This is a genomic window from Streptomyces sp. NPDC101194, from assembly GCF_044767885.1.
In the GTDB taxonomy this organism is placed as follows: Bacteria; Actinomycetota; Actinomycetes; order Streptomycetales; family Streptomycetaceae; genus Streptomyces.
In genome coordinates this window covers 113,118-137,499 of the sequence record NZ_JBIWOS010000001.1, presented here as the reverse complement: position 1 = coordinate 137,499, position 24,382 = coordinate 113,118, and the positions used below count along the sequence as shown (strand labels likewise).

The following is a 24,382-nucleotide window of genomic DNA, read 5'->3' as shown; positions in this document are numbered from 1 at the left end:
CATGGGCCCGCGAAAGGTGTGTGCCGGGCTCGTGGGGGTGCTCGCTCCGGCACTGCTGCTCTCCGGGTGCGGGCTGAAGAGCGGCTCGCCGATGGTGGACGACGTGGTGCCGGGCTCCGTCGGCCGGGGAAAGCCGCTGTCCGGCGCCTCGCTGACCGTCACCTCGAAGAACTTCAGCGAGAACATCGTCCTGGGCCAGATGATCGGCCTGGTCTTCAAGGCCGCCGGGGCGGAGGTCCTGGACCGGACGAACCTGCCGGGGTCGATCAGCGCGCGCGAGGCGATCGTCAAGGGCGGCGCGGACGCCATGTACGAGTACACGGGCACCGGCTGGATCACCTATCTGGGCCACGCGAAGCCGATCGCCGACCCGCTGAAGCAGTGGGAGGCGGTCCGTGACGAGGACCGGAGGAACGGCGTGACCTGGCTGCCGCCGTCCACCCTCGACAACACCTACGCGCTCGCCATCAGCCGGAAGAACAACGCGAAGTATCACCTGAGGACGCTCTCCGACGTCGCCGCGCTGGCCGGGAGGAACCCGTCGGCGGTGACGATCTGCGTGGAGAACGAGTTCGCCTCGCGCGACGACGGGCTGCCGGGCATGGAGAAGGCGTACGGAATGTCCCTCCCGGCCGCCAACATCAAGAAGATGGACGCCGGGATCATCTACACCCAGGTCTCGAAGTCCGACTCCTGCCTGCTGGGCGAGGTGTTCACCACGGACGGCCGGATCAAGGCCATGGACCTCGAAGTACTCGTGGACGACAAGCACTTCTTCCCCAATTACAACGCGGCGCCCGTCGTCCACACCAAGACCTTCGAGAAGTACCCGCAGATCGCGGAGCTGCTCGACCCGGTCACCAGGAAGCTGACGACGGAGGTCGCCCAGGAGCTCAACGCCAAGGTGGACGTCGACGGGCAGGACCCGCACGACGTGGCGAAGGAGTGGCTGATCCAGGAGGGGTTCATCAAGAAGGGGTGAGCCGGCGCGGCCTTCCCGACATGATGCAAAGGAATCGCTGCAAAAAAACTGTTGCAAAGAGAGTTTTGCAACTCTACGGTGGAGCCATGCCCGCAACAGAGGACGACGGCAAGAGCGCCGTCACCGGTCAAAAGGTCCACACGGTCGACGCCCGCACCCTGCGCGGGCTCGCCCACCCCCTGCGACTGCGCCTGCTGAGCGCTCTCCGCGAGTTCGGCCCCGCCACCGCCTCCGGTCTCGCGAACCGGCTGGGCGAGTCCAGCGGCGCCACCAGCTACCACCTCAGGCAGTTGGCGGCGTACGGCTTCGTCGAGGACGACCCCGAGCGCGGCAAGGGCCGCGAACGCTGGTGGCGGGCCGTCCACACGGGCACCGCCTTCGACAGCGACCGCTTCATGGGCCACCCGGATCCCGAGGTGCGCGGCGCCATAGGCGTCGTACTCCACGAGATCGCCACCGCGCACGCCCAGGAACTGAACACCTGGCTCGGCACGATGCACGAATGGCCCGAGGAGTGGCTGCACGGCTGGGACGTCAGCGATTTCAAGGTGCGCCTCACCCCCGATCTCTCCAGGGAGCTGATCGGGAAGATCCACGATCTCATCGCGAGCTACGAGGGCCAGGTCCCGGAGGGCACGGAGGGCTCGGCCACCGTCCGCAGCCATGTGCACCTCTTCCCCCGCCCCGCCGAGTGACGAGGCCACCGGGCGACGAACAACCCACCCAGCGACGATCCCGCCGGGCAACGGCCCGAAGAGCGACGGACCCGTCCGGCGGACGCGACCACCGCGCGATGCCGCCGGCCGGCCGCGCGAGAAGCCGCCGGGCACCGAGCCGGCCGTGCGAGGACGTCACCGAGGAACGAAGTCGCTGAGGAACGAGCCCCTCCGACCGGAAGGACACCGCCATGCACCCCGACACCCATCTGCTGCTGCACCACCAGCGCTCCGCCGAACTACGGCGGCGGGCAACGGATTTCGACCTCCCTCCGGCTGATCCGCACGCCTCGCTGCGCGCCCGGCTGGGCTGGCTCCTCGTGGAGGCGGGGCTGCGCATCATGCCCCGCGGCCCCGAGCGCCCCGGCGTCGCGCCCGGTACGGCATGAGCGGCCGGGGGGACCGAAGTCGCGACCGCACCCCGCTCATCGCCGTACTCTCCGCCAACTCCATCTCCACGGCCGGTACTTCACTCACGCTGATCGGGGTGCCGTGGTTCGTCCTGGAGACCACGGGCAGCGCGGGGCGGGCCGGCGTCGTCGCCTTCTGCGCGACGCTGCCGATCGTCGTCTCCGCACTGATCGGCGGGCCCGTCATCGACCGAACAGGACGCCGGCGGGTCTCCGTCGCCTCCGACCTGGTGTGCGGCCTCGCCGTGGCCGCCGTCCCGTTGCTGTACTACGCGGACGCCCTGGCGTTCTGGACCCTGTGCGCGCTGATGGCCGTCAGCGGGCTCCTGCACACCCCGGGCAACACGGCGCGCTACGTCCTCGTGCCGGATCTCGCCGAACACGCCGGGACCACCCTCGCCCGTGCCGCCAGCCTCTTCGACGCCGTCTCGCGCGGCGCCCGGATGGTCGGCGCGGCGCTGGCCGGCATGCTGATCGCGCTGGTCGGCGCGGAGACCGTGCTGCTGCTGGACGCCGCCACGTTTCTGACGTCCGCGCTGCTCATCGCGTTCGGCGTGCGCGGGGTGCGGGCGGCCGAACCCCGCAGGGCCGCGGCACCGGTGTCGCTGCGCGCCTACCGCACCGAACTGCGCGAGGGATTCGCCTACTTGCTGGGCAACCGGCTCCTGCTGGCGGTCGTGGTGATGGTCCTCTTCATGAACGGCACCGATCAGGGCTGGAACGCCGTCCTGCTGCCGGTGCACGCCTCCGCCGAACTGGGCGGTGCCCGGGACATCGGGCTGCTCACCGCGCTGTTCGGCGCCGGTGGACTGACCGGGGCGCTGCTGTACGGATGGTTCGGCGACCGTTTCTCGCGGCGGGCCGTGTTCACGGTGTGCGTGCTGTTGTGCGGTGCGCCCAGGTACGCCGTCGCGGCGCTGACCGGTACGACGCTGCCGCTCGCCGTGACCATGGCGCTGAGCGGCATCGCGGGCGGGGTGCTGAACCCGGTCCTGACGACGGTGATCTACGGAAGCGTGCCCGACGAGCTGCGCAGCCGGGTCTCCGGGGTCCTCACGGCGGGCGGCGAACTCGCCATGCCGGTGGGCGGTCTCGCGGCGGGCCTGCTGGTGGAGAGCGCGGGCGCGCGGGGCGCGCTGCTGGCGATGGGCGGGGTGTACCTGCTGGCGACGCTGAGCCCGGTGGTGTTCCCGGTGTGGCGCACGATGGACGAGGTGGGGTCCGGGGCCGGAGAAGGGCCGGGGTCCGGGGTTGCGGAAGCGGTGGACGCCGCCGTGCCGTCACCGGCCGCCGAGGTCAGCAGCTCGGTACCTTGTGGCCCTGCTCCAGTGCCCGGAGCGAGGACACCGCGTTCTTGAGGGTCGTGACCGGGATCAGCCGGAGCCCCTGGGGAAGCTCGGCGCCCGCCTCCCTGCATTCGGCCTTCGGGACGAGGAAGACGCTCGCGCCGTCGCGGTGCGCGGCCTGGGTCTTCAGCGACACCCCTCCGACCGCTCCGACCTCGCCGTTCGCCTGGATCGTGCCGGTGCCCGCGATGGTGCGGCCACCGGTGAGATCGCCGCCGGAGCCGTCGCCGGCGAGCTTGTCGACGATGCCGAGCGCGAAGAACAGTCCCGCGCTCGGGCCGCCCACGTCGGCGAGGTGCAGGGTGACGTCGACCGAGCCCTTGGGCTTGCCGAGGTAGTTCAGGGCCGCGTCGACGGCGGAGTTCTGCGACTTCCTCATGTCTTCGAGGTTGTGCTTCTCGATCTCCTTCTCGGAGCCGCCGGTCGGGTAGACGGATTCGCGGGGCAGCACCGCCCGGTCCGTACGGAACCAGCTGTCGACCACGTCGCCGATGCCGATGTCGGCGGTGGGCCCGGTCGCGACGATCGTCGTCATCCGCAGCTCGCCCTTGGTGGGGCGGGTGGGCGCGCCCTTGATGCTGATCACCGGCGTGCCGTGATCGTTTCCGAGCACGTTCGCGGTCGTGCCGGGCTGCGCCAGCGTGAACGGCAGCGGCGCGAAGGCGGCCACCCCGAACAGGGCGAGGACGGGCAGGGCGCACAGAGCGAGGGTGCGGGAGCGCGAGAGACGAGTGAGCACCCGCCCAATCTAACCGCCGGGACGACCGCGCGCGGGCCGGGCGGTGCGGGCGCCCCGGCCCGCACCCGCTCGTCCGACTGCCGAAGTGCCCGGCTGCCCGCCTCGTCCGGATCGCCGGACGGGTGCAAGGAGCCCTACCTGAGCGCGTCCGCCACCTCACGGGCCGCGTCCACGACGCGGGGGCCGACCCGTTCGGGTACGGAGTCGGCGAGCATCACCACACCCACGCTGCCCTCGACCCCCGTCACGCCCACCAGTGCGGCCGCGGCCCCGCTCGCCCCGGCTTCCAGTTCGCCGTGGGTGAGGGTGAAGGCCGTCTCCCCCACCGGCTTCTGGCGGGCGGCGAGTATCGCCCGGCCCGCGGCGCCCCGGTCCAGCGGGTGACGGAAGCCGGCCCGGTAGGCCACGTGATAGTCGGTCCAGGTCGGCTCGACGACCGCGACCGCCAGCGCGTCGCTGCCGTCGACCAGTGTGAGGTGCGCGGTGGCGCCGATGTCCTCGGCGAGGGAGCGCAGCGCGGGGAGCGCGGCCTCCCGGACGAGCGGATGCACCTGGCGGCCCAGGCGCAGCACGCCCAGGCCCACCCTGGCCCGGCCGCCCAGATCGCGGCGCACCAGGGCGTGTTGTTCCAGGGTGGCAAGCAGACGGTAGACCACTGTTCGGTTGACGCCGAGTCTGTTGGACAACTCGGTGACGGTCAGGCCGTGGTCGGTGTCGGCGAGCAGTTTGAGGACCCTCAGTCCCCGGTCGAGCGTCTGGGAGGTCTCCGCGGTCACGACGCCCTCTCCTCTTTGGTGAGCGGCGGCGGCTGGTCCCACGGAAGGTGCGCCGCCGGTCCCAGCGGCGACGCACGGAGAGGCCGCCGGCCTGGCCAAGGCACCGGCTGCGCTCCGCGGCGGCATTGCCACGGGGCGTTCATTTTTGGGGACAGTAGCGAGCCAGTCCGCTCAGCGGAAGACCTCGTCCAGAATCCGGGCGTCAGCGGAAGAGGAGTTGTGGTGAAGAAGCATAAGGGCCGGTCAGCGCGGCGTCGGCCGACGCCTGGACGTCTACGCGCGTCCATGTCGGCCGACGTCGCGGCGACGCTTCGTACACCGGACGTGAACGGGCGTTAGCTCACCGTGAACGACTGTTGCACAATTTTTCCGTTCACGAGCACCTCGCAGGCCCTGATCGCCTTCGTCGCCGGGTCGCGGACGGTGAAGTTGAGGGCGAAGGTGCCGTCCAGTCCGATGACCCGGGTGACGTACGAGTCCGAGGTCTGCTTCCCGTCCGCGGTGCGGCCGGTCACCGAGACCGTGGCAACGGGGGCGAAGCCCCGCCCGGTCACCTGGACCGCCGTGCCGACCGGGCCCTCGGGCGGCGAGAGCGCGAAGGAGGGCCCGGCGGGAACGCTCCCGTCCTGCACGGTGAACGCCGCTGTCTCGGTACGGGGGTTGACGAGGACCTCCCGTACCCGGATCGCGACGGTGTCGGTGGCGTTGACCGTGAAGGTCTGCGAGAACGCCCCGTCCAGCCCGACCACCTTGGTCCTCGCCGGGTCGGACGTCTGCGATCCGTCGGCCCGCAGACCGACGACGGACACGGTGGCGACCTTCGCGAAGCCCTGACCGAGGACGGTGACGGCGGTGCCCTTCGGACCGGCCGACGGAGTGAGGACGACGAAGGACGGGGCCACGGTCAGCGGGGTGACCGCCTGCGCTCCTGCGGCGGTGACCTGGAGCGCGTACACGGCACGCGGGGTGGATCCGGCCACGGTGACCGTGCCGGCGAGCGTTCCGTCGGCGGTGATCCGGAGGGTGGAACCACTGATCCGCGCGCTGTCGCAGCCGCTGCCGTCGGCGGCACAGAGCGCGGCGACGGGTGCGGCGCCGGTGGGCCAGTCACCACCGGAGACGGTGATCGTCCCGCCGGGCTTGACCTTCGCCGCGCCCGCGGAGAGCGTCGCGGAGGCGTCGGTCACGGTGAACGGCGTGGTCAGCACGGTGGCCGGATCATTTCCCTCGTCGACCTGGATCGCGGCGATGGCCGGGTCGGAGACGGTGAAGTCGACACTGAACGTGCCGTCGGGGGTGCTCTTCACGTAGACGGCGGTGTCGTCGAGCGTCGCCCCGCCCGCGTCCAGGCCGACGGTGTTGATCCAGCGGTCCTGGAAGTAGTTGCTGCCGGTGACCTGGACGACGCTGCCGACCGGCGCGCCGGAGCGGGAGAGCGCGATGGCCCGCGGCCCGCCGGGCTGATACGCCTTGACGGTCAGGGGTGCGGTCGCCTCCTTCGTGCCGTCGCCGACCTTCACCAGGTACGAGCCGTCCGGCACCGTGCCCGCGGGGGCGAGGACCGCGCTTCCGGTCAGCTCCCCCGAACTGCTGATCGCCAGGGTGCCGGAGACGAACTTCCCGGTGTCGCAGCCACCGCCGTCCGCCGAGCACAGCGACGCCACGGGGGTGGCACCGACGGTCCACAGGCTGCCGGCCAGGGCGACGGCCGTGGACGGCCTGACGGCGGTGGTGGGTGCGGTCAGGGTGGCCGGATGTCCTGCGGTTCCCTCGGCGGTCACGGTGCCGATGGAGCCTCCCCCGCCGACCACGTCGCACGGGGTCTCATAGGTGGAGCCGAGCACCTTCGTGCGCGTCAGATTGCGCACCGGGGTGAAGGAGATCGGCCCGCTCGCGTCGGCCGGGATGATGAAGTCCCCTTCGTACGGGGGGATCTCGATGGGCTTCCCGGACGGGATGTCGAGGTTGATCTGGGGTCCGGTGACGGTGACCGTGCCGGTCGCGCCGCCCGACATCGCGAAGTCGATGCTGGGGGTGGTGGGCACATTGCTCAGGCTGAGCCCGCTGGTCGCGGGCGACGGTCCGAGGGTGACCTTGGCGTGGACCTTGCCGCCCGGGTCGACGATGGCCGGCGAGAGGTCGACACTCATCTGCTGCGGCCCGGTGGCCTCGCCCTGACCGGCGGGCAGGGAGCAGTGGACGGTCGGGGTGACCGTACCCGCGTGGGCGGCGGGGGCGAGTACGACGGTCCCACCGGTCCAGACGAGCACGGCCCCCGCGGTGAGCGCAACGGCACGACGTAACGCCGCGCCCTGCCCTCCTCGCCTTCCCGGCCCTTCTGGTCTTCTCGATCTCGGCCGTACGGACATGAGACTCCTTCGCGACTACGGAAATTCTTCGCATTCGAAATGGCGGCGCCCGCCTGCTCCATGGCGATACGGAGCAGGCGGGCGTCTCCGGTACTTTCCCTGACTTCCCCGAGTTACCTGAGTTCTCCGAGTCCTCCGGGTTCTCCGGGTTCTCCGGGTTCTCCGAGTTCTCCGAGTTCTCCGAGTTCTCCAAGTTCTCCAAGTTCTCCGAGTTCTCCGAGTTCTCCGAGTTCGACGGACCGTCAGAGAAGAGTGAGTGTCAGGGTGGCGCTGTAATCTCCGGGCCGGGTGAATCCGGGCACCGTCAGAGTGAGGTCGGCATCGGCGTCGAACCGGCCGCCCGTGAACGGGCGGGATCCGTCCGGATTCATCCGGCAGAGGCTCGCCGCCTCGCTCCCGAGCGCGGCGGGCGAGCCGGCCACCGGCACCCCCACGCTTCCGTTCTGCGCCGTGCACCTCGGTGTCCACCGGACGGCGTCCGCCGGGATGGTGCCCCCGTCGGCGCTGGTGAAGCCGGTGAGGGTGGCGGTGAGGGACCAGCCGCTGTTGACGCCTCGGGCGTCCTCCACCTCGACCCGGTTGAGCCGGGAGCGCTGCACACCGCTGCCGGTGCCCAGGACCGTCGTGCCGAAGTCGACGGTGTCGCCGTCCTGGACCATGGACAGCGTCCCGGCCCGCACCGAGGTGTTCAGCCGCTGGTCGGCGCTGCCGCCGCCCCCTCCCCCGCCCGTGGAGACGGTGAACGGGGCGGTCCGTACGGTCGCCGGATCATTGCCCTCGTCGGCCTGGACGGCGACGACGGCGTCGGAGATCACGGTGAACTCGACGGCGAAGGTGCCGTCCGGGCCGCTCTTGACGTAGACCGCACTGTCGTCGAGCCCGGTCCCCGTCGCGTCGAGACCGATGACGTTGATCCAGCGGTCCGGGTTGTAGTTCTTGCCGCTGACCGTGATCACGCTGCCGACCGGTCCACTGCTCCGCGACAGCGAGATCTCGCGGTCGCCGGCCGCGACGGCCTTGACGGTGAGGGGAGCGGTGGCTTCCTTCGTACCGTCGTTGACCTTCACCTCGTACGCGCCGTCCGGCACCGCGCCGGCCTCCGCGAGGGTGGCCGTTCCGTGCAGCGTTCCGTAGCTGTCGATGGTGAGGGTGTGGCTCTTGAACTTCAGCGGATCGCAGCCGCCACCGCCCACCGCACAGAGCGAGGGGACGGGCGCGCCGCCCGGCGTCCATCCCGAACCACCCAGCGTCACGGCGGTGTTGGGACGTACGGGGTCGCCGGGAGCAGTCAGGTGCGCGGGCTCGGAGCCGGTTCCCTCCGCCGTGACGGTGCCGACGGAGCCGCCCCCGTCGACCACGTCGCAGGGCGTCTCGAAGACCGAACCGAGCACCTTCGTCTGGGTCAGCGTACGGACCGGGGCGAAGGAGATCTCGCCGGAGGCGTCCGCCGGAACCAGGAAGTCCCCCTCGTACGGAGGGAGTTCGATGGGCGTGCCGGCCGGGATGTCCATCGTGAACTCGGCGCCCCGCACGGTGACGGTGCCGGTGGCCCCGCCGGACATGGCGAGGTCCAGGCTGGGAATGGTCGGCACGTCGTCCAGCGCGAGTGCGCTGGTGGCGGGGGACGGACCGAGCGTGACCTTCGCGTGCACCTTGCCACCCGGGGCGACGACCGGGGGTGACAGTTCGACGGTCATCTGCTGCGGCCCGGTGGCCTCGCCCTGACCGGCGGGCAGGGTGCAGTGGACGGTCGGAGCGACCGTACCGGCGGCCTGCGGCGCGGGCGGCGGTGCCGCCTGGGCGGTGGCGCCGACGCAGCTCAGGGACAGTACGAAGCAGGCAGCGAGCAGACCGGTCACGCCGGGTCTTCGTCGTCGAATCACCAGACACCCCTCCATGGCCCATTGATTGCGCACATTGAGGAGGTCGCGTGCGGAGAAGTCAAGAGAGAATTGATTGATCCTTATCTGAAATGCCCGAAAAGCATTTCCGCGGGCACTTTAAGTGCACCTGTTGGCATCTCTTGACATCTCTGAAGATCACAGTTTCACTGCACCCGACATGCCGGGCCCGGCACGCAGATCCGCACTCACCGCGAATCCGTGGAATTCAACCGGAAGGAGTTCTCCCCGTCATGTCGATCCCCTCAGTGCTGTCTTCGAACCGAAGACGCCTCCTGCTCGCGCCGGCCGCGGCGTGTTCCGTCGTCGCGGCTCTCGCCCTGGCACCGACGGCCCAGGCGGTGGCCCCGCTCACCGCGACGGCCACCTACGACTGCGGCACCTGGGGCAGCGGTCTCGCCACCCTGACCGCGGCCGACTCGGGCACGTCCAAGACCATCAAGATCAACTCCAACGCGATCACCATGCCGCCCGGCACCAGCGCCGACCCGAACAGCATCACGACGACGCTCAAGCTCACCAAGACCTCGGGCGGCGTCACCAGTCAGGTGCAGTTCTCCGGGAAGACCAACCCCGGCATGATCAGCCCCAACCCGATCACCCTGGGACCGCTGAAGCTGACCTCCGGGACCCTGGCAGCGGGTGACACCACGAACTCCGCGGTGCTGTCCGGTCCGCCGAGCGCCACCAACTGGTCGCTGCAGATCGTGGCCTCGTCCCCGACGTCGGCCACGGTTCCGTGCGTGGCGACGATCGACCAGTCCGCGGCGTTCGTCTGGTAGCCGCCCCGGCGCCCGTCCGGTAGCCGACGGCACCCGACGTCCGTCCGGCTGCCGACCGCACCCGGTCCGCCCGGACGACGCCGACCGAGGACGGGACGATGCGGAAGCGGGACGGGAACGGGGGTGGGGACCACGGGTCCCCGCTCCCACCCGATCCGCTCCCCACCGGATCGGCGGACACGACGCCGGCCCGGGGCGAGGACCACTGTCCTCGCCCCGGGCCGGCACCCGTACGTCCCTGACACGTCGGCTCACGTCATGCGCGTGGCCCACTCCTGAACCTTATTGATCCGCTGCTGGATCTGCCCGGCCGTGGCCTCGGCACTCGGCGGTCCGCCGCAGACCCTGCGCAGCTCGGTGTGGATCACTCCGTGCGGTTTGCCGCTCTGGTGCGTGTACGCGGACACCATGGTGTTGAGCTGCTTGCGCAGCCCCAGCAGCTGCTTGTGCGTGACCACCGGCCGCGCCTCGGCCGGCTTCTCCAGCAGATCGGCCTCCCCGGCCGGCTTCTGACGGCTGTGTGCGATCTGACGCGTCTGCCGCTTCTGGAGCAGCAGCTGCACCTGGTCGGGCTCCAGCAGCCCCGGAATCCCCAGGTAGTCCTGTTCCTCCTCGCTCCCGGGATGCGCCTGCATGCCGAATTCGGCACCGTCGTAGAGCACCCGGTCGAAGACCGCGTCGGATTCGAGGGCCTCGAAGGGCAGCTGGTCCTCGGTCTCCTCGTCCTCCAGCTTCTCGGCATCGGCGAGGAGCTTGTCCTCCTCCGCGAACGGGTTCTCCTCGTCGCTGCCCTTCTTGGGCTTGTCGAGGACGTGGTCCCGTTCGACCTCCATCTCATTGGCGAAGTCGAGGAGCATCGGGATGGTCGGCACGAAGACGGAAGCGGTCTCGCCGCGCCTGCGCGAGCGCACGAAACGCCCGACGGCCTGCGCGAAGAAGAGCGGCGTGGAGATGGTGGTCGCGTACACGCCCACGGCCAGACGCGGCACGTCGACACCCTCCGACACCATGCGGACCGCGACCATCCAGCGTGAATCGTCCTGGCTGAACTGGTCGATCCGCTTCGACGCGGCCTTCTCGTCGGAGAGGACCACGGTGGCCTTCTCACCGGTGACCTGCTTCAGGATCTTGGCGTACGCGCGCGCCGACTCCTGGTCGGTGGCGATGACCAGCCCACCGGCGTCCGGAATGCCCTTGCGCACCTCGGTCAGCCGCTTGTCGGCGGCGCTCAGCACATTGGGGATCCAGTCCCCGGTGGGCGAGAGCGCGGTGCGCCAGGCCTGCCCGATGGCGTCCTTGGTCATCGGCTCGCCGAGCCGGGCGGCGATCTCGTCACCGGCCTTGGTGCGCCAGCGCATGTTGCCGCTGTAGCTGAGGAAGATCACGGGCCGGACGACGCCGTCGGCGAGCGCGTTGCCGTAGCCGTACGTGTAGTCGGCCGAGGAGCGCCGGATGCCGTCGTTGCCCTCCTCGTACACGACGAAGGGGATCGGATTGGTGTCGGACCGGAACGGCGTGCCGGTGAGCGCCAGCCGCCGGGTGGCCGGGTCGAACGCCTCCTGGCACGCCTCGCCCCAGGACTTCGAGTCACCGGCGTGGTGGATCTCGTCGAGGATCACGAGGGTCTTGCGCTGCTCGCACCGGTTGCGGTGCAGCATCGGCCGCACGCCGACACCCGCGTAGGTGACCGCGACGCCGTCGTACTCCTTGCTCAGCGGGCCCGCGCTGTAGTCGGGGTCGAGCTTGATCCCTATCCGGGCCGCTGCCTCGGCCCACTGCTTCTTCAGGTGCTCGGTCGGCGCGACGACGGTGACCTGCTGCACGACGTGGTGGTGCAGCAGCCATGACGCGAGGGTCAGCGCGAAGGTGGTCTTCCCCGCGCCGGGGGTGGCGACCGCGAGGAAGTCGCGCGGCTGCTCCTGGATGTACTTCTCCATGGCGCCCTGCTGCCAGGCTCGCAGCTTGCCGGCCGTGCCCCAGGGGGCGCGGCCGGGGAAGGCGGGTGAGAGGTGGTGGGAGGCGGTAGTAGTCACGGTCTCCGGTTCGGGTCTCTCGGGTACGTGGGGCGCTGTCCGTACGGGCCGGGACGGACCCGTACGCGATACGACAACCGGGCCACCCTACCGGGGGGCGCTGCGTGAACCGCCTCGAACTACGCCGCCCCGCACAGAATTGCGATGGCTGTCACACGTCGTCGACGACCAGCTCGCGCAGCCCCTGAGAGATCACTTTCACCTCGTCCATTTCCCCCGTGGCCACCGCGATGACCAGGCGTTCCGCGGCATCGATGTCCGGACGCAGATCGATCCCGTTCATGGCGAGGAAGGTCACGCACGACAGCCAGGCCGTACGTTTGTTGCCGTCGAAGAACGGGGGATTGATCGCCAAGGACTGCAGGAGCGCGGCGGCCTTGTCGATCGGATCCGGGTATGCCTCCTCACCGAACATGGCCGCGGAGGGGCGGTGGGCCGCCGATTCGAGGAGCCCGGCGTCGCGCACGACGACGTGCATGTCCGCGCAGGCATGGTCGGCGATGACGAGGATGTCCTCGGAGGTCAGGTAGACACAGGTCACTTGAGCCGCTCCATGAGCTCGCTCCACTTGGCTGCCTGCTCCTTGGCCGTCTTGCGGACGATGGCCTGCTGAGCCGTCCTGGCCAGGTAGTCGTCCACGGCCTGCAGCAGTATGGCGTGCATGCTGGTCCCCTCCTGCTCGGCGCGCTGCTTCAGTGCTTCGGTCTGATCGTCACGAAGACGCAGGTTCATAGCCATACCAAAACGGTACCACCGGATGGGGCCAGAGTGGTACCAGCTACCGTGTCCGCACCCGCCCCGCCACCCAAGCCCCCACCAGCGCCACCCCCGCCATCGGCAGGAAGACCACCGCGAACGCCCCCGGATGGGATCCGGAGGTCCCTGCCTCCACCGCGTCGTGCACCGCTCCCACCGTCCCGCCGCCGAGTGCGGCGAAGGCCGCCCCGCCCGCGGCCAGCAGCAGGACGTTGGACAGCCCGTCGGAGATCTGAAGAGCGGCCGAGTTCGCCCCCGCCTCCTCCGGCGCCGAGAGCTTCAGCAGCAGCACGCTCGTCGATGCGATCACCATGCCCATGCCGAAACACCCGAAGGCCCAGGCCACGGCCACGGTCCAGACCGGCACCGCGTCGATCAGCACGGACGGCGCGGCCGCGATCGCCGCGGCGACCAGCACCATGCCGCCCACCATCAGGCGCTCCCGGTGCGGCTCCAGGCGCGGCCGGGACTGTACATACGAACCGAGGGCCCAGGTCCCGCCCCCGGCCGCGAGCGAGAGCCCGGCCATCGTCGGGCTCAGCCCGCGCTGGGTCACCAGCATCAGCGGTACGAACGACTCGGCGGCGATGAACGACCCGGCCGCCACCCCGCGCAGCAGCACCACCGACGGCAGCCCGCGCGCCGCCCGGCCGGTACCCGGGGGAAGCAGCCCGCGCACGGCGGGAACGAGCAGAGCGACGCCCACCACGGCCGGAAGCAGCGCGAACCAGTTCCGCTCCTGCCCCGCGTACTGGAGCAGCCCCGCCCCCACCGAGATCCCGAGCGCGAGCACGATGCGGCGCCGGTCGTACGGCTCGACGGGTGCGGCGGGATCGGCCGGTCCCGACGCCCGCCGCCGGATCGCGGGCAGCGCGAGCGCCAGCGGGAACACCACCAGTACGGGGATGCCGATGAAGACCCACCGCCACCCCAGGTGCTCGGTCACACTCCCGGCGGCGAGCGGCCCGACGACGGACGGGATCACCCAGCTCGCCGCGAACGCGGCCATGATCGACGGCCGCAGATGCTCCGGGTAGGCCCGGCTGATCACCACGTACAACGCCACGATCACCAGCCCGCCGCCGAGCCCCTGGACGGCCCGCCCGGCGATGAACATCCACATGGTCCCGGCAGTGCCGGAAAGCAGCAGCCCCGCCCCGAACGCGCTGATCCCGGTGGCGAGCGGCGCCAGCGGCCCACGCCGGTCCGCCCACTGCCCGGAGAGCACCATGGCGAACAGGCTGGTGGTGAAGTAAGCGGAGAACGCGAAAGCGTAGAGCGGAATGCCGTGCAGCTCCCGGGCGGCGACCGGCATCGCGGTCCCCACAGCGGTCGCCTCGAAGGCGATCAGGAACACGACGGAGACGATGCCGACACTGAGTGCCCGATAGGTACGCCCGAGCACGCCTTCGGATTCGACGGGCGGGGTCGACACCGCCGCGGGGACGGCGGTGCCGGTATCGGTACCGGCGTCTCGTGGTTCCAGGGCACTCATGAGCCCAAGCGTAAGGGGCAAGATCTCATATGGACCCTGTCGCGAGACGGTCCGCCGCTCGTCCGTTGGTCGTAGGACCGGGGCCTGCCGCACGCGCGACGGCCGAACCCGATCGTGAACACGGTATGGCAGTCGTATGGCAACCCGCCCCGCGCTCTTGAGCACCGAGAACACCCGCCCCTACGGTCGAACCACAGCAAGAAACGCACGGCCGTGTGCCCGAGTGGTTCAGGGGCTCGACTGCAACTCGAGTTACACCGGTTCGAATCCGGTCACGGCCTCCACGCCCGTACGCCCGCCCCGGGGATATTCCGGGGCGGGCGCCTTTCCCGAGTCCGGGGCGCGGGCCACGGAACGCGAAGCGGCTCGCCTCCGTCCACGAGCCCGGCGTCCATTTCCCACACGTGGATCAAGATCCGCAACCTGCGCGCCGTCGACGTGGTCGCCGTCGGTCGGGTGCCCGGCCGCGGTCGGCTGACCGGTTTCCCCGGCGCGGTTCTCGTGAGCGAGCGGCAGCAGGGCGATCTGCGGTACGTAGGCGGCGTCGGCACCGGACGGAGCGACAGGGAACGGCAGGGAAGGGCCGTACTCGCTCGCCTGCTCCGGGCCGCCGGGATCGACACGCTCGCGCGTGAAGAACCCGCACGTATGATCGATCACCTGTGGTGGACCGTTGATCACGCGGTTAACGTGGCGCGGGGCAGTTTTCCGATCAGGGACACGGGGGTGTCGACGGGAGGCGGTGCTGCTGCTCGCCGGCAGCCTGGAGGGCGGTGGCCGCGACGGCCAGGTTTCCGCCACGGACGCCCGTCTCTACAAGGCTCTGTCCGGCAGCCTCGCCACCGCCACCGGCCCCGACTCCCCGATCGGCTCTCCCGGCGGCATCACCTCCGCCTGGACCGACCGGCTCATCGCCACGGCCCGCGACGGCAACGGCCTGCCCGCCCAGCACCCCGGGGCGCTCAAGGGAGGGGCCTCGGGCTGGAACGCCCTCACTCACCTGATGGCCGCCGACGCCGGCGACGACGCCGTGTACGACCCGAACAAGGACCCCAAGGAGAAGTCCTCGCCCTGGAAGAAGGACGAGGGCGACCCGGTCTACAGCGAGGCCTTCCTGACGGAGGTCGGCGACAGCATCCGTGAGTGGGAGACGAACAACGACGACGCCTACGACGGCGTCATGAAGAACTGGCAGGGCACGCAGGAGGACCCGATGAAGGGCCTGCTGAACGCCATGAGCCGCAACCCGTCCGCCTCCACCCACTACTTCGACCCGAACACCACCGACAACCTCAAGTACTTCCTGGAAGACCGGGAGTGGCCCGGCGGCGAAGTCGAGAGCAAGATGCCGGCCGAGACCCAGTACACCTCGGCCCGCGCCGAACTCGGCCTCGCGCTCGAGTCCGCAGCCACCGGCCGCGTGCCCGGTTCACCGATGCACCCGGTGCCCGCTCACCACGACGGCGCCGAGACCGCGATTTTCGAGCGGGTGATGGGCGAGTACACGGAGGCGCTCAACAAGGACCAGAGCGCCGTCCCCGTCTCCATGCGCCTGCCGATGGCCGACATGATCGCCGACTACGGATCCGACGTGCACCAGATCCTCGGCAAGAAGATGGACGGGCCGACGGACTTCAACAACCTCGAGATCGACCGGGGCGACCTCACCCGGATCATCCGCGCCACAGCGGAGGACCCCAACGCCTACAAGATCATCCACGCCTCCCAGAGCGTGGTCACCAGCGAGGGGCTCGACCGCTTCCCGGCGGACTCCTTCCGCAAGGAGGACCCGGAGCTGCGTGCCTGGGTCAAGCAGTCCGCCTCGGTGCTCGGTCACCTCGACGGCGTGCGCGGTGACGTCATCTACGACCTGGGCCAGGCGGAGAAGGACGCCAACGCCTGGAAGAGGATGGTCAACTACCACGTCGTCGGTGGGCTGCTGACTCCCATCCCGGTCGCCGGCGACGCAGTCCAACGCTCGTTGGACTGGGGTCTGAGCGAGTACGTGAACAACGAGAACGCCAAGGTCGACGCCGAGACCCGCAACAACATGATCAAGCACTACGACGACGGCCAACGGCAGATGTACGGCATGTTGCGCGGGATGGCTACAGAACGCGGGCTGTCGGAGAAGGAGCTGGACGCGAGCCCCGGCGAGTACGAGGACCACCTCCAGGCAATCGCCGAGCAGTGGTACCAGAACGGCATGGTCGATGCCGACAAGTGGATGGGACAGTAGTCGATGGACAAGAAGTGGCTGCCGCTGACCATCGTGCTCGGCGCCGCCGGGGTGGCCGTGGTGACGGCGAGCCTCTGGCCTGACAACGAGGAGAAGCCGCCGCTGCCGCAGACCTTGTGTTACGGGGCGCTCAGCCGACAGACCGCAGAATTGATCGACGACGGCAAGGGGGGCGAGGTCAGCACGGAGGAGTGGGAAAGCCCGGGCAAGGGCGACACCGCGGTGTTCAAGACGTGCCAGGTGCTGCGGGCCAACCCTGACAGCGACTACCCCCGAGGCATCTTCCAACTGATCATTTCGGACGAGCGGTACGACTCCGGTCCGAGGAAGGACTCCGTCCCTCTGGGGTCCGGATTCACGGGCTGGGTTCTCCCTGAGGAGGCCGAAGCCATGCTGCCCACCGGCTGCGCCGCCCGCATGGGCTCGACGGCCCCGTACATCACCGTCACGCTCAGCGCGCCCTCGCAGGCGGAGAAGAAGGACCTCGTCGACCGAGACACGGCGCTCCGCAACAGCGCGGCCGTGGTGCGGGAAGCCGCTGCCAAACTGGCCAAGAAGTACGACTGCGAGGCGTAGGACCGACGTCAGCGGGGCAGTCGTCGTCCACGGCCCCCGCTGGACCTCAGCGCGGTGGCCGACCTGGCGGGAGAGTGCTTCGTCGGGGTGGAGGCTCACTCGGGTGTGGCGCCAGGCCGTGTCGAAGGAGAGGCCGCCGGGGCGGGCGTATGCCAGGTGCCAGGCGTGCTGGCTGGTGCGGGGTAAGCAGACAGCCACGGCGTGGCAGGCCGTGCTGATGCCCAGACCTGTCCAATGGCAGCCGCATGGGCCAGGTCTGAAGTAGGTCCGGAACACCGAACCCCTGGCGAATCACCGGCCGTCAGCGCAGTCGCCGCATCGAGCAGGACCTCAGTCCGACCAGACGCAGAACCTGCTACTTCGGCGTGAGCACGGGGGCCTTCGGCAGACCGCCGTTGTTCTCGCAGCCGAGTTCCTTCACCAGCTTGAGCGAAACGGCATGCAGGATGGTCATGTTCAGGTTGCGGTACTCACGTGTGTCCGGTGCATCGCTCTCACCACGCCCGAAGCCGCCATGGATGCGCAGTGGAGTTTTGTCCGAACCCTTCAACTGGGGACTGACGCACTCGAAATAGAGCGACGCGCCGCCCCGCCCGACCGAGGACTGCACACCCATGGTGTACAGCTCATGACCAGCCGGAAGCCCTTCATCCTCAACATCCTGCGGGGCATACATGGAAAACACCACTCCCCCGTGGTCCGTCTGCTTGGCCCCCTTCGGATCCAAACGGCACAACTGATCACCCCCGGCCCACGGACGGCCCGACTCATACCCTTCCTTGAGTGCCGCGACCACTCTCTCCATGCCCTTCGGGCTCTTCGCGAAGAAGAGTTTGTCCCCGGTCACCTTCTCGACCATCTCCGCCAAGGGACCGGCGAACACGTCGCCGCAGACCTCCGCGGCCCCGACGAACGTCCTCTCCTCCTTCTTCTCCGCAGCGCATGCCACGCTCCCGGCGCCCAAGGCCATCACCAAACCGACGGCCGTCAGCCATCGCCTCATCCGTGCACACCCACTTCACTCATCCCCGTAACCCTTCTCGTCACCAGCCGATTCGTCGGCCGCTGGCCGACCGCCATGCACGACGCCCGCGCATGGCGGCCCCACGCCGCTCCATCCCGAAACGACCACGGGACCTTCGCTGCCTGTCCAGCACCTCAGCACCCCGGCCTTCGCCACGAACAATCAGGACGCGGGGCGTACATCCTGGACGCGTGCGCGAAGATGCGCGCGTCGGCGGATGTGTCGGTACTGGGTACCGGCGTCTCGTGGCTCCAGGGCAGTCGTAGGACCGCGACATGCCGCGCGGACGGCGACAGACCCCGATCGTGAACGCAGTATGGCAGTCGCCTTGCGGCCCGCCCCGCACCCTTGAGCAGCGCGAACACCCGGCCCTACGGTCGAACCACAACGAGGACCACACGGCCGTATGCCCTAGCGGTTCAGGGGCTCGACTGCAACTCGAGTAACACCGGGTCGAATCCGGTCACGCCCCGGACGAACGTCTCATACGTGAACAGCCGTCCCCATGGCGTGGGGCCGGCCGTTCACGTACTGGGCCACGCGGGCCATGGCGCCCCCGACAGCGTCCTCCACGATGCCCTTCACCGTGAAACCGGCTTTGCGCCACTCGCTAGCGTCGATGCCCTGCCTCTGTCGCCGATGGGAGCCCGGTCGACAGGCCAGCCCGTGTCAGATCCGGGGCTTCAGCACAGGCTTCTCGGGCAGCCCGCCGTTTTTCTCGCACTGCAACTTCTTTGCCACAGCAAGGGACGCGGCATGGAGAATCTCCATATTGGCCGCCATGTGCTCGGACGTGTTCTGCGCGGTGGCCTTCGGGTGGTAAAAGCTGCCTTGGACACGGAGCGGGCGTTCCTTCGACCCCTTGAACTGAGGACTCACACACTCAAAATAGAGAAATGCCCCTGCGCTGGTCGCCCCGGACCGCTTTCCCATGGTGTAGTAATGCTCATCGTTCGAATAACCTTCGTTCAAGTCCTGCGGCGGATATATATCGAAATCGATCTTCGAGCGGTCTATCAGTGCACCTCCTTTCGGATTCATCTCGCAGAGCCTTCCTCCTGACGCCAATGTGCGCCCCTCCTCATACCCGGCCTTCAGCCCGTCCACTACCCGCTGCATACCATTCGTGCCGCTCCAGGCAAAGGACGTCGCACCCGTGACGGACTCAACCGTCTTCGCCAGCGGACCCGCGAACAGCCCTCCGCACACCTGCCCTGCCCCGACATAGTCCGGGGGTTCCTCCTCGCCGCCGCAGCCGGCCACACCAACGCCGACAGCCACCACCCCGACAACGCACCAGACACGCCTCGATCGAACCGCCCTCATACACCTCACCCCTCCTGCGCCCTTCACCGAATCGGGTCTCACGTCTGGGGATCGTTACCCTGCTGCTGCGCACGGGCGTTCCCGACCCCGTATCCGATCAGCATCGACTCCCTCAGATCCTCACGGAATTTTTTGTCGGCATCAGAATCAGTCGTATGCCGATCCAAGAAATTCTCCATGGGCGACTCAGCCATGGACTCGCCGCCCTTGTACACCTTGGTCTTCTCGTCCCGGGTGAGCTGCTCCATCTTTTCCTTGTGCTCATCCACAGAATTATCGGACAGATCCCCGATGAACTGGCCGACGACGTTTTCCACGAGTCCGCTGCCCGCATCAGTGCCCAACCCGATGAGGGTCGCCGCCACCCCCGCGGCTGCGACCTCCGGCAGAAAAGCGACCCCTGCGGCAACGCCCACGCCGGCTCCGAACTGGATCCAACCAGACCGTGCATTCACAGCCTTCTCGTAATCCTCGTGCATCTTCACGTTCGTTGCCGCGACCTGATCCGCACGGGACTGGTCGAGCACGCCCTGCACTTCCGCGCCCGTACGCACCACTGCCCGTGCATCCCCCTCGTGGATCTTGCCGTCCGGACCCACTTGGTGCTCCAGCATGTTGGAGCTGTAGATCTGCTCGGCAGTGGAGACGGTCGCGTATGCGTCCGGGTGCTGGCCCAAGGTGGTAAGGAATTTACGTGCGATGCCTCTCGTGTCTCTCCCTTCCACATCGGAGAAGTCGAGGCGGCCTTCCGAAGCACTTCCTGGCGCAAAGACACTCGATGAATCGTCCTTGGTCAGAGCCCAGTTGATGTCGTCGATGTACCCGGCTGCCATGACACCCAGACTGTCGGAAATCGCCCCCTGCGTCTTGAGCAAGCCGGCATCCTCGCCGTACTTCTCCATGACGCTGCGCATGACTGTGGCGTTGTCCGCGTCCCGCGTGACGCCCTCGTGCGGGCTGTCGTACGGATAGCCGAGAGTCGCCGACTCCAACGCGTGTCCCAGCGCGTCCGGCATAAAGCCGAGCGATCTCTCCATCTCCTTCGGTGTGTGTGTGTCGACGTCCCCGAAGTTCTGCCACTTCTCGTTGCCGAAGAAGTCGAGGTAGTTGTCGATGGCCTTGCCATCCTTCTTGCCGAGGTTGGCCATCGCGTCCTTGTTGACCGTGCCGTCCTCGTTGTACGCGGTCGCCGTGTCGGTGAAGAAGTGCTTCGCCGCGTCCGGGCTGTGACCGAGTGCCTCCAGCATGGAAACGGTCGGGTCGAAACCGGAACCGTTCACCCCGGACGGGTTGAAGGGGTTTCTACCGGGGATGGCTGCCAGGCTGTTCCCCCGGAACATGTCCGGGTTCTTCTGGTGCAGCTGCGCCACGTGCTCGGCTATCGGGTTGAGGAACTTCGCGTCGTAGTTCCCGTACCGCATGATCCCGCCGAGCAGCTGGTAGCCGAACGGTCCGTTGTAGTCGTTCTTGGCCAGCGGAATGCGCTCCGTGCCGAGCTTGCGCAGCTCCGGACCCCACTCGGCGGTGAAGTTCTTGTCGTGGGAAGCAGTGGCCAGGTTGAGACCCAGGTTCTTCTGGAGGGCCTGGACGTCCTTCAGCCGCTCCTTGTCGACCTTTCCGTACTCGTACGTATCGGTCGAGAGCTGACCGAAGAACGCGAGCGACTTCTCCGGGCCCAGCTTCTCGTAGAAGTTCTTCGCGAACTCGCGCGAATTTCCGTTGTCGTGAAGCAGCTCGTTGAGCGCCTGCAGCTCGGTGTGCGTGATGTCGCGGCCCTTGGCAGCGAGCGCGGCGGCGCGTGCCGCCTCCTCCTGATCCAGGTTCGTGTACTTCGGCGCACTGAAGTCGTGGCCCTCGGCAACATTGGCCTCAAGCGCGTTCTTGAAGGCAACATCGGTGTCGTTGCAGTTGTCGACGATGAGGTCGATCTTCTTCTGCCATGCCTCGATCGCCTTCTTCTGCTGGCTCAGCATTTCAAAATAATCGGGATCCCGATTGGGCGAAATTCCGGATTTTTCCAACGGGTGTCGAGCCGTCACCTTACCTTTGGCGTCGACATGGATTCCGGCCGCCGGCCCCTCGTCGTCCCGGATGCTGATCAGGCTGTCCTTGGCCTTCTTGATGGCTGCGTGAGCATCTTCAAGAATCTGCTTGACACCCTTGGCCTCGGCAGCGGCGTCCTTGAACTCATTGGCCGTCTTACCGATGAACCCCTTGGTGACGCCCGCGTTGACGCCTTCCCACTCGGCTTTGTCCGCCTTGGCCTTCATGCCGTCCTGGGCGTCCTCGGCCATCCGGTCCAGAGCGGTGACCATCTTTGCCCAGTCGTCAGCCGCCGTCTTCAGCTTGCTCACAGGCGCGTCGACTATGTCCTCGAACTTCAGCATGTCCCTGTTCCCCCCACGCACTACTTCAGATACTCGTTGAGCTTGGAAACAGAAATCAGATCGCCACCGATCTGCACATCATCCTTCGCATGAGCGGACTTGCTGTAATCGAGATGGTTAGAAATCTGCGCGCAGGCGTCGAGAAGTGTCTTCATGTGCGTGTTCCATCGGTCGTGGACCTTCAGCAACGCGGAGCCGCTGGAGAAGTTGCCATTGGTGAGCGCGATCGCCGCCTCGAAGGTGGTAGGCCTGGCGCGGTCACCCTCCCTGGAAAGCCGGGTGCGCAAACCGTACGCATCATGCCCAATGGCACCCAAGTGGTCTTGATTGACCGCCAGATCGGCGTTGATGGGTCCGGCTTGACCACCAGCGCCACCCTCGACCCCGTTGAGCCGCATATCGACCCGTTGCGTTGATTCTGCACGAAGCGCCGCTCACTCTGCGTCGAACGTCACGAATTCCCCCGTAACCCATTCCTGGATGCCGTCGAAGCCATTCTCGCCAACACTCAAGCTAGCCGCTCAGCCTCAGTCGATGCACCCCGGGAGTTACTCCCTTTTCTGGCGTAACCGGATGAAATGGAAACCAAGGGCAGCCATGTCTAACGTTCATTGGTTCCTCACCGCACCCCCACACGGACCGCCACCCTCGAAATGAAGGCGGCTCCGCACGTCGCTGTGCGCCACGAACATCCCCAGCCGTAGGCGAGTTGCAACCGGAATGGCCCCACGGGGGAAGCGGAGGCCGTTCGGATTGTCAAGGAGCGGTGCGTCAACTGGCCTGAGGGCACGGCCAGTTCGCGCCTACCGCCCGAGAGGCTCTCTACAGTGGGCGGCCTGATTGATCACACAGACCATGGCATCGACCCGCAGACCCACCCCGGCCTGCTGGCGTGGCTGGCCGAACGCACTCAGAACTTCGGCCAATGGGCCGAGAACACCAGCACCCCCGAGGCATGGGACTTCTCCCCCAGTCCCTGGACGCGCTGGAAAAACTCATCCGCAGTCAGTACGACAGCGACGCGGAGAGCCTCGCAGCACGACGCGACGCATTCCTTCAAGGGGCATGCTGGTACTTCGGGGAAGTGGTTTGCCGCACTCAGGGTGTGGTGTGGACGTTCGAGCCGTTCGCAGCGAAGGGCTCCGAACTTCCTTCCCTGTTCGGGGAGGCGGATCCGTCAGGGGTCAACGACCACCCCTGCGTAGGGATGCCTGGAGGAGACACATATGAGGCCATCTATCCGATGGGCGCCGTGCACGAACTGTTCTCCACCGAAGACGAGCTGGGCAACCCCATCGCCCAGCACCTCTCCGACGTGCTGGGCGACTGCGACGAGGACGACGAGGAGTAGCCGGGGTGCCGCCGCAATCGTGGCCGGCGGGGTGTATGCGTGCGCCAGCGGATGTGTCGGTACCTTGTACCGGCGTCTCGTGACTCCAGGGCAGCCGCAGGACCGCGACATGCCGCGCGGACGGCGACAGACCCCGATCGTGAACGCGGTATGGCAGTCGCCTTGCGGCCCGCCCCGCACCCTTGAGCAGCGCGAACACCCGGCCCTACGGTCGAACCACAACGAGGAACACACGGCCGAGTGCCCCAGCGGTTCAGGGGCTCGACTGCAACTCGAGTAACACCAGTTCGAATCCGGTCACGGCCTCCATGCGAACGCAGCACGCCCGCCCTGCACGCGTCCTCTGTCACGCCGGGCGGGGTCGGCGTTTTTCAGGAACAGCCCTCGGCCTCCTTGAGCGCGGACGGTACGAAACCGCTGATGAATTCCTTCAGCGCTTCGCGGCGGTCGACGACGCCCTCGGGTACCGGCTTGGATTCGCCGAGTTCGACAAGGACGGCGTACTTCCGCGGGGAACCCTGATCCGCACCGGGTCCCCCATACACGAAAGGCGACCACCCTGCGCGCGGCGTGGACAGTCGCCTTCTCTCGTATGGTCCGGAGATCAGGAGGCGATCGTCGTCTCTTCCTTGAGCGCTTCCTTCACCATCTCCCGCAGGTGTGTCTCGTCCTCCTTGCTGAGCGAGGTCTGCACAAGCTGACCGCCGAACTTGACGATCTCGGGGATGACCTTGTCGCGGGCAGACTTCCTGACGAGCACGAAGACGGCGGCGGCGCCGGGCCGGAGATTGGCGCTCAGTTCCTTCATGAAGTCGTCGTTGACACCAGTGTCCACGACGGACCCTCCGGCGGCGCCGGCTGCGGCGCCCACCGCGGCACCGAGGAACGGCACGAGGAAGAGCAACCCGATGACGCTCCCCCACAGCGCGCCGCCCGCTGCACCGTTACCCACGTGGTTGACGGCCTGATGCAGCTTGATCTTGCCGTCCTTCTCACGCCGTTCGACGACGACGACGTCCTCCAGGTCGATGAGGTGCTCGCGGTTCATGGACAGCAGCTTGTCGCGGACCTGGTCGGCGGTGGCGAGATCGTCGTAGGCGATGACGAACAGATTGCTCATGCGGCTGACTCCTCCTAGTGGTGCTTTACCGCACCAACCATAGAGGAACTGTTG

The 24,382-nt window shown here is 68.1% G+C and carries 21 protein-coding genes and 3 tRNA genes; 10 read left to right on the top strand and 14 right to left on the bottom strand.

Annotation, left to right across the window (positions count from 1 at the left end; all coding sequences use genetic code 11):
• The first annotated feature begins 1 nt into the window (after position 1).
• The 4 genes from ACIRP2_RS00560 to ACIRP2_RS00545 all read left to right on the top strand — a co-directional run bounded on the left by ACIRP2_RS00560 (position 2) and on the right by ACIRP2_RS00545 (position 3,466).
• Positions 2-982 (top strand): glycine betaine ABC transporter substrate-binding protein, encoded by a 981-nt coding sequence (locus ACIRP2_RS00560; protein WP_404245066.1) that lies wholly within the window; start codon positions 2-4, stop codon positions 980-982.
• A gap of 86 nt (positions 983-1,068) precedes the next feature.
• Positions 1,069-1,677, top strand: a complete 609-nt coding sequence (locus tag ACIRP2_RS00555) for a helix-turn-helix domain-containing protein (protein ID WP_404245064.1) — start codon at positions 1,069-1,071, stop codon at positions 1,675-1,677.
• A gap of 212 nt (positions 1,678-1,889) precedes the next feature.
• Positions 1,890-2,087, top strand: coding sequence for a hypothetical protein (locus ACIRP2_RS00550; protein WP_404245062.1), 198 nt, complete (start codon positions 1,890-1,892; stop codon positions 2,085-2,087).
• Positions 2,084-3,466 carry an MFS transporter gene (locus tag ACIRP2_RS00545; protein WP_404245060.1) on the top strand — a complete coding sequence of 461 codons (1,383 nt, stop codon included), beginning with the start codon at positions 2,084-2,086 and terminating at the stop codon, positions 3,464-3,466. Before ACIRP2_RS00550 ends, ACIRP2_RS00545 begins: the two co-directional genes overlap by 4 nt.
• On the opposite strand, the gene ACIRP2_RS00540 is transcribed toward ACIRP2_RS00545, so the two are convergent.
• The 4 genes from ACIRP2_RS00540 to ACIRP2_RS00525 all read right to left on the bottom strand — a co-directional run bounded on the left by ACIRP2_RS00540 (position 3,405) and on the right by ACIRP2_RS00525 (position 9,197).
• On the bottom strand, positions 3,405-4,193 hold the full coding sequence (locus ACIRP2_RS00540) for a S16 family serine protease (RefSeq protein ID WP_404245058.1): 789 nt from the start codon (positions 4,191-4,193) through the stop codon (positions 3,405-3,407). The two genes, ACIRP2_RS00545 and ACIRP2_RS00540, sit on opposite strands and share 62 nt — an antisense overlap.
• A gap of 134 nt (positions 4,194-4,327) precedes the next feature.
• Positions 4,328-4,969, bottom strand: a complete 642-nt coding sequence (locus tag ACIRP2_RS00535) for an IclR family transcriptional regulator (protein WP_148838225.1) — start codon at positions 4,967-4,969, stop codon at positions 4,328-4,330.
• Positions 4,970-5,304: 335 nt separating this feature from the next.
• Positions 5,305-7,239: a hypothetical protein gene (locus tag ACIRP2_RS00530; protein WP_404245056.1), complete on the bottom strand. Its 1,935-nt coding sequence runs from the start codon at positions 7,237-7,239 to the stop codon at positions 5,305-5,307.
• Positions 7,240-7,580: 341 nt separating this feature from the next.
• Positions 7,581-9,197: a hypothetical protein gene (locus tag ACIRP2_RS00525; protein ID WP_404245054.1), complete on the bottom strand. Its 1,617-nt coding sequence runs from the start codon at positions 9,195-9,197 to the stop codon at positions 7,581-7,583.
• Positions 9,198-9,472: 275 nt separating this feature from the next.
• Here ACIRP2_RS00525 and ACIRP2_RS00520 point away from each other — a divergent pair, with 275 nt between their 5' ends.
• The gene (locus ACIRP2_RS00520) at positions 9,473-10,021 is read left to right on the top strand and encodes a hypothetical protein (RefSeq protein WP_404245052.1); all 549 of its coding nucleotides are present in this window, start codon (positions 9,473-9,475) and stop codon (positions 10,019-10,021) included.
• A gap of 251 nt (positions 10,022-10,272) precedes the next feature.
• Here the strand turns inward: ACIRP2_RS00520 and ACIRP2_RS00515 are convergent, their stop codons facing one another.
• The 4 genes from ACIRP2_RS00515 to ACIRP2_RS00500 all read right to left on the bottom strand — a co-directional run bounded on the left by ACIRP2_RS00515 (position 10,273) and on the right by ACIRP2_RS00500 (position 14,305).
• Positions 10,273-12,054, bottom strand: coding sequence for a DEAD/DEAH box helicase (locus ACIRP2_RS00515; protein WP_404245050.1), 1,782 nt, complete (start codon positions 12,052-12,054; stop codon positions 10,273-10,275).
• A 151-nt stretch (positions 12,055-12,205) separates the two neighbouring features.
• Positions 12,206-12,595, bottom strand: coding sequence for a type II toxin-antitoxin system death-on-curing family toxin (locus ACIRP2_RS00510; protein ID WP_404245048.1), 390 nt, complete (start codon positions 12,593-12,595; stop codon positions 12,206-12,208).
• The gene (locus ACIRP2_RS00505) at positions 12,592-12,792 is read right to left on the bottom strand and encodes a ribbon-helix-helix protein, CopG family (protein WP_026290595.1); all 201 of its coding nucleotides are present in this window, start codon (positions 12,790-12,792) and stop codon (positions 12,592-12,594) included. Before ACIRP2_RS00505 ends, ACIRP2_RS00510 begins: the two co-directional genes overlap by 4 nt.
• A gap of 40 nt (positions 12,793-12,832) precedes the next feature.
• Positions 12,833-14,305: an MFS transporter gene (locus tag ACIRP2_RS00500; protein WP_404245046.1), complete on the bottom strand. Its 1,473-nt coding sequence runs from the start codon at positions 14,303-14,305 to the stop codon at positions 12,833-12,835.
• Between the two features lie 209 nt (positions 14,306-14,514).
• On the opposite strand from ACIRP2_RS00500, the gene ACIRP2_RS00495 reads away from it, so the two are divergent.
• From ACIRP2_RS00495 to ACIRP2_RS00485, 3 genes are all read left to right on the top strand, one after another.
• A tRNA-Cys gene (locus ACIRP2_RS00495) sits at positions 14,515-14,589 on the top strand.
• A 458-nt stretch (positions 14,590-15,047) separates the two neighbouring features.
• The gene (locus tag ACIRP2_RS00490) at positions 15,048-16,544 is read left to right on the top strand and encodes a DUF6571 family protein (RefSeq protein WP_404245044.1); all 1,497 of its coding nucleotides are present in this window, start codon (positions 15,048-15,050) and stop codon (positions 16,542-16,544) included.
• Positions 16,545-16,547: 3 nt separating this feature from the next.
• Complete coding sequence (locus tag ACIRP2_RS00485; protein WP_404245042.1) at positions 16,548-17,120, top strand: hypothetical protein; 573 nt, start codon at positions 16,548-16,550, stop codon at positions 17,118-17,120.
• A 355-nt stretch (positions 17,121-17,475) separates the two neighbouring features.
• Here the strand turns inward: ACIRP2_RS00485 and ACIRP2_RS00480 are convergent, their stop codons facing one another.
• Positions 17,476-18,123: a hypothetical protein gene (locus ACIRP2_RS00480; protein ID WP_404245040.1), complete on the bottom strand. Its 648-nt coding sequence runs from the start codon at positions 18,121-18,123 to the stop codon at positions 17,476-17,478.
• Between the two features lie 421 nt (positions 18,124-18,544).
• Here ACIRP2_RS00480 and ACIRP2_RS00475 point away from each other — a divergent pair.
• A tRNA-Cys gene (locus ACIRP2_RS00475) sits at positions 18,545-18,616 on the top strand.
• 197 nt (positions 18,617-18,813) lie between these two features.
• On the opposite strand, the gene ACIRP2_RS00470 is transcribed toward ACIRP2_RS00475, so the two are convergent.
• The 3 genes from ACIRP2_RS00470 to ACIRP2_RS00460 all read right to left on the bottom strand — a co-directional run bounded on the left by ACIRP2_RS00470 (position 18,814) and on the right by ACIRP2_RS00460 (position 22,255).
• The gene (locus ACIRP2_RS00470; RefSeq protein ID WP_404245038.1) at positions 18,814-19,428 is read right to left on the bottom strand and encodes a hypothetical protein; all 615 of its coding nucleotides are present in this window, start codon (positions 19,426-19,428) and stop codon (positions 18,814-18,816) included.
• 80 nt (positions 19,429-19,508) lie between these two features.
• Positions 19,509-21,857, bottom strand: a complete 2,349-nt coding sequence (locus ACIRP2_RS00465) for a hypothetical protein (RefSeq protein ID WP_404245036.1) — start codon at positions 21,855-21,857, stop codon at positions 19,509-19,511.
• Between the two features lie 20 nt (positions 21,858-21,877).
• Positions 21,878-22,255 (bottom strand): hypothetical protein, encoded by a 378-nt coding sequence (locus tag ACIRP2_RS00460; RefSeq protein WP_404245034.1) that lies wholly within the window; start codon positions 22,253-22,255, stop codon positions 21,878-21,880.
• A 1,187-nt stretch (positions 22,256-23,442) separates the two neighbouring features.
• Here ACIRP2_RS00460 and ACIRP2_RS00455 point away from each other — a divergent pair.
• Positions 23,443-23,517: transfer RNA gene (locus ACIRP2_RS00455), tRNA-Cys, on the top strand.
• Positions 23,518-23,579: 62 nt separating this feature from the next.
• Here the strand turns inward: ACIRP2_RS00455 and ACIRP2_RS00450 are convergent.
• Together ACIRP2_RS00450 and ACIRP2_RS00445 are read right to left on the bottom strand one after the other, a co-directional pair.
• Entirely contained in the window at positions 23,580-23,753 is a 174-nt protein-coding gene (locus ACIRP2_RS00450) for a hypothetical protein (RefSeq protein ID WP_404245032.1), read from the bottom strand.
• 59 nt (positions 23,754-23,812) lie between these two features.
• Positions 23,813-24,328: a DUF1269 domain-containing protein gene (locus ACIRP2_RS00445; RefSeq protein WP_404245030.1), complete on the bottom strand. Its 516-nt coding sequence runs from the start codon at positions 24,326-24,328 to the stop codon at positions 23,813-23,815.
• Between the last annotated feature and the right edge of the window lie 54 nt (positions 24,329-24,382).

Coding starts and splice junctions, on each gene's coding strand:
- ACIRP2_RS00560 (WP_404245066.1), top strand. CDS start 2: ATGGGCCCGCGAAAGGTGTGTGCCGGGCTCGTGGGGGTGCTCGCTCCG.
- ACIRP2_RS00555 (WP_404245064.1), top strand. CDS start 1,069: ATGCCCGCAACAGAGGACGACGGCAAGAGCGCCGTCACCGGTCAAAAG.
- ACIRP2_RS00550 (WP_404245062.1), top strand. CDS start 1,890: ATGCACCCCGACACCCATCTGCTGCTGCACCACCAGCGCTCCGCCGAA.
- ACIRP2_RS00545 (WP_404245060.1), top strand. CDS start 2,084: ATGAGCGGCCGGGGGGACCGAAGTCGCGACCGCACCCCGCTCATCGCC.
- ACIRP2_RS00520 (WP_404245052.1), top strand. CDS start 9,473: ATGTCGATCCCCTCAGTGCTGTCTTCGAACCGAAGACGCCTCCTGCTC.
- ACIRP2_RS00505 (WP_026290595.1), bottom strand. CDS start 12,792: ATGGCTATGAACCTGCGTCTTCGTGACGATCAGACCGAAGCACTGAAG.
- ACIRP2_RS00500 (WP_404245046.1), bottom strand. CDS start 14,305: ATGAGTGCCCTGGAACCACGAGACGCCGGTACCGATACCGGCACCGCC.
- ACIRP2_RS00485 (WP_404245042.1), top strand. CDS start 16,548: ATGGACAAGAAGTGGCTGCCGCTGACCATCGTGCTCGGCGCCGCCGGG.
- ACIRP2_RS00480 (WP_404245040.1), bottom strand. CDS start 18,123: ATGAGGCGATGGCTGACGGCCGTCGGTTTGGTGATGGCCTTGGGCGCC.
- ACIRP2_RS00465 (WP_404245036.1), bottom strand. CDS start 21,857: ATGCTGAAGTTCGAGGACATAGTCGACGCGCCTGTGAGCAAGCTGAAG.
- ACIRP2_RS00460 (WP_404245034.1), bottom strand. CDS start 22,255: ATGCGGCTCAACGGGGTCGAGGGTGGCGCTGGTGGTCAAGCCGGACCC.
- ACIRP2_RS00445 (WP_404245030.1), bottom strand. CDS start 24,328: ATGAGCAATCTGTTCGTCATCGCCTACGACGATCTCGCCACCGCCGAC.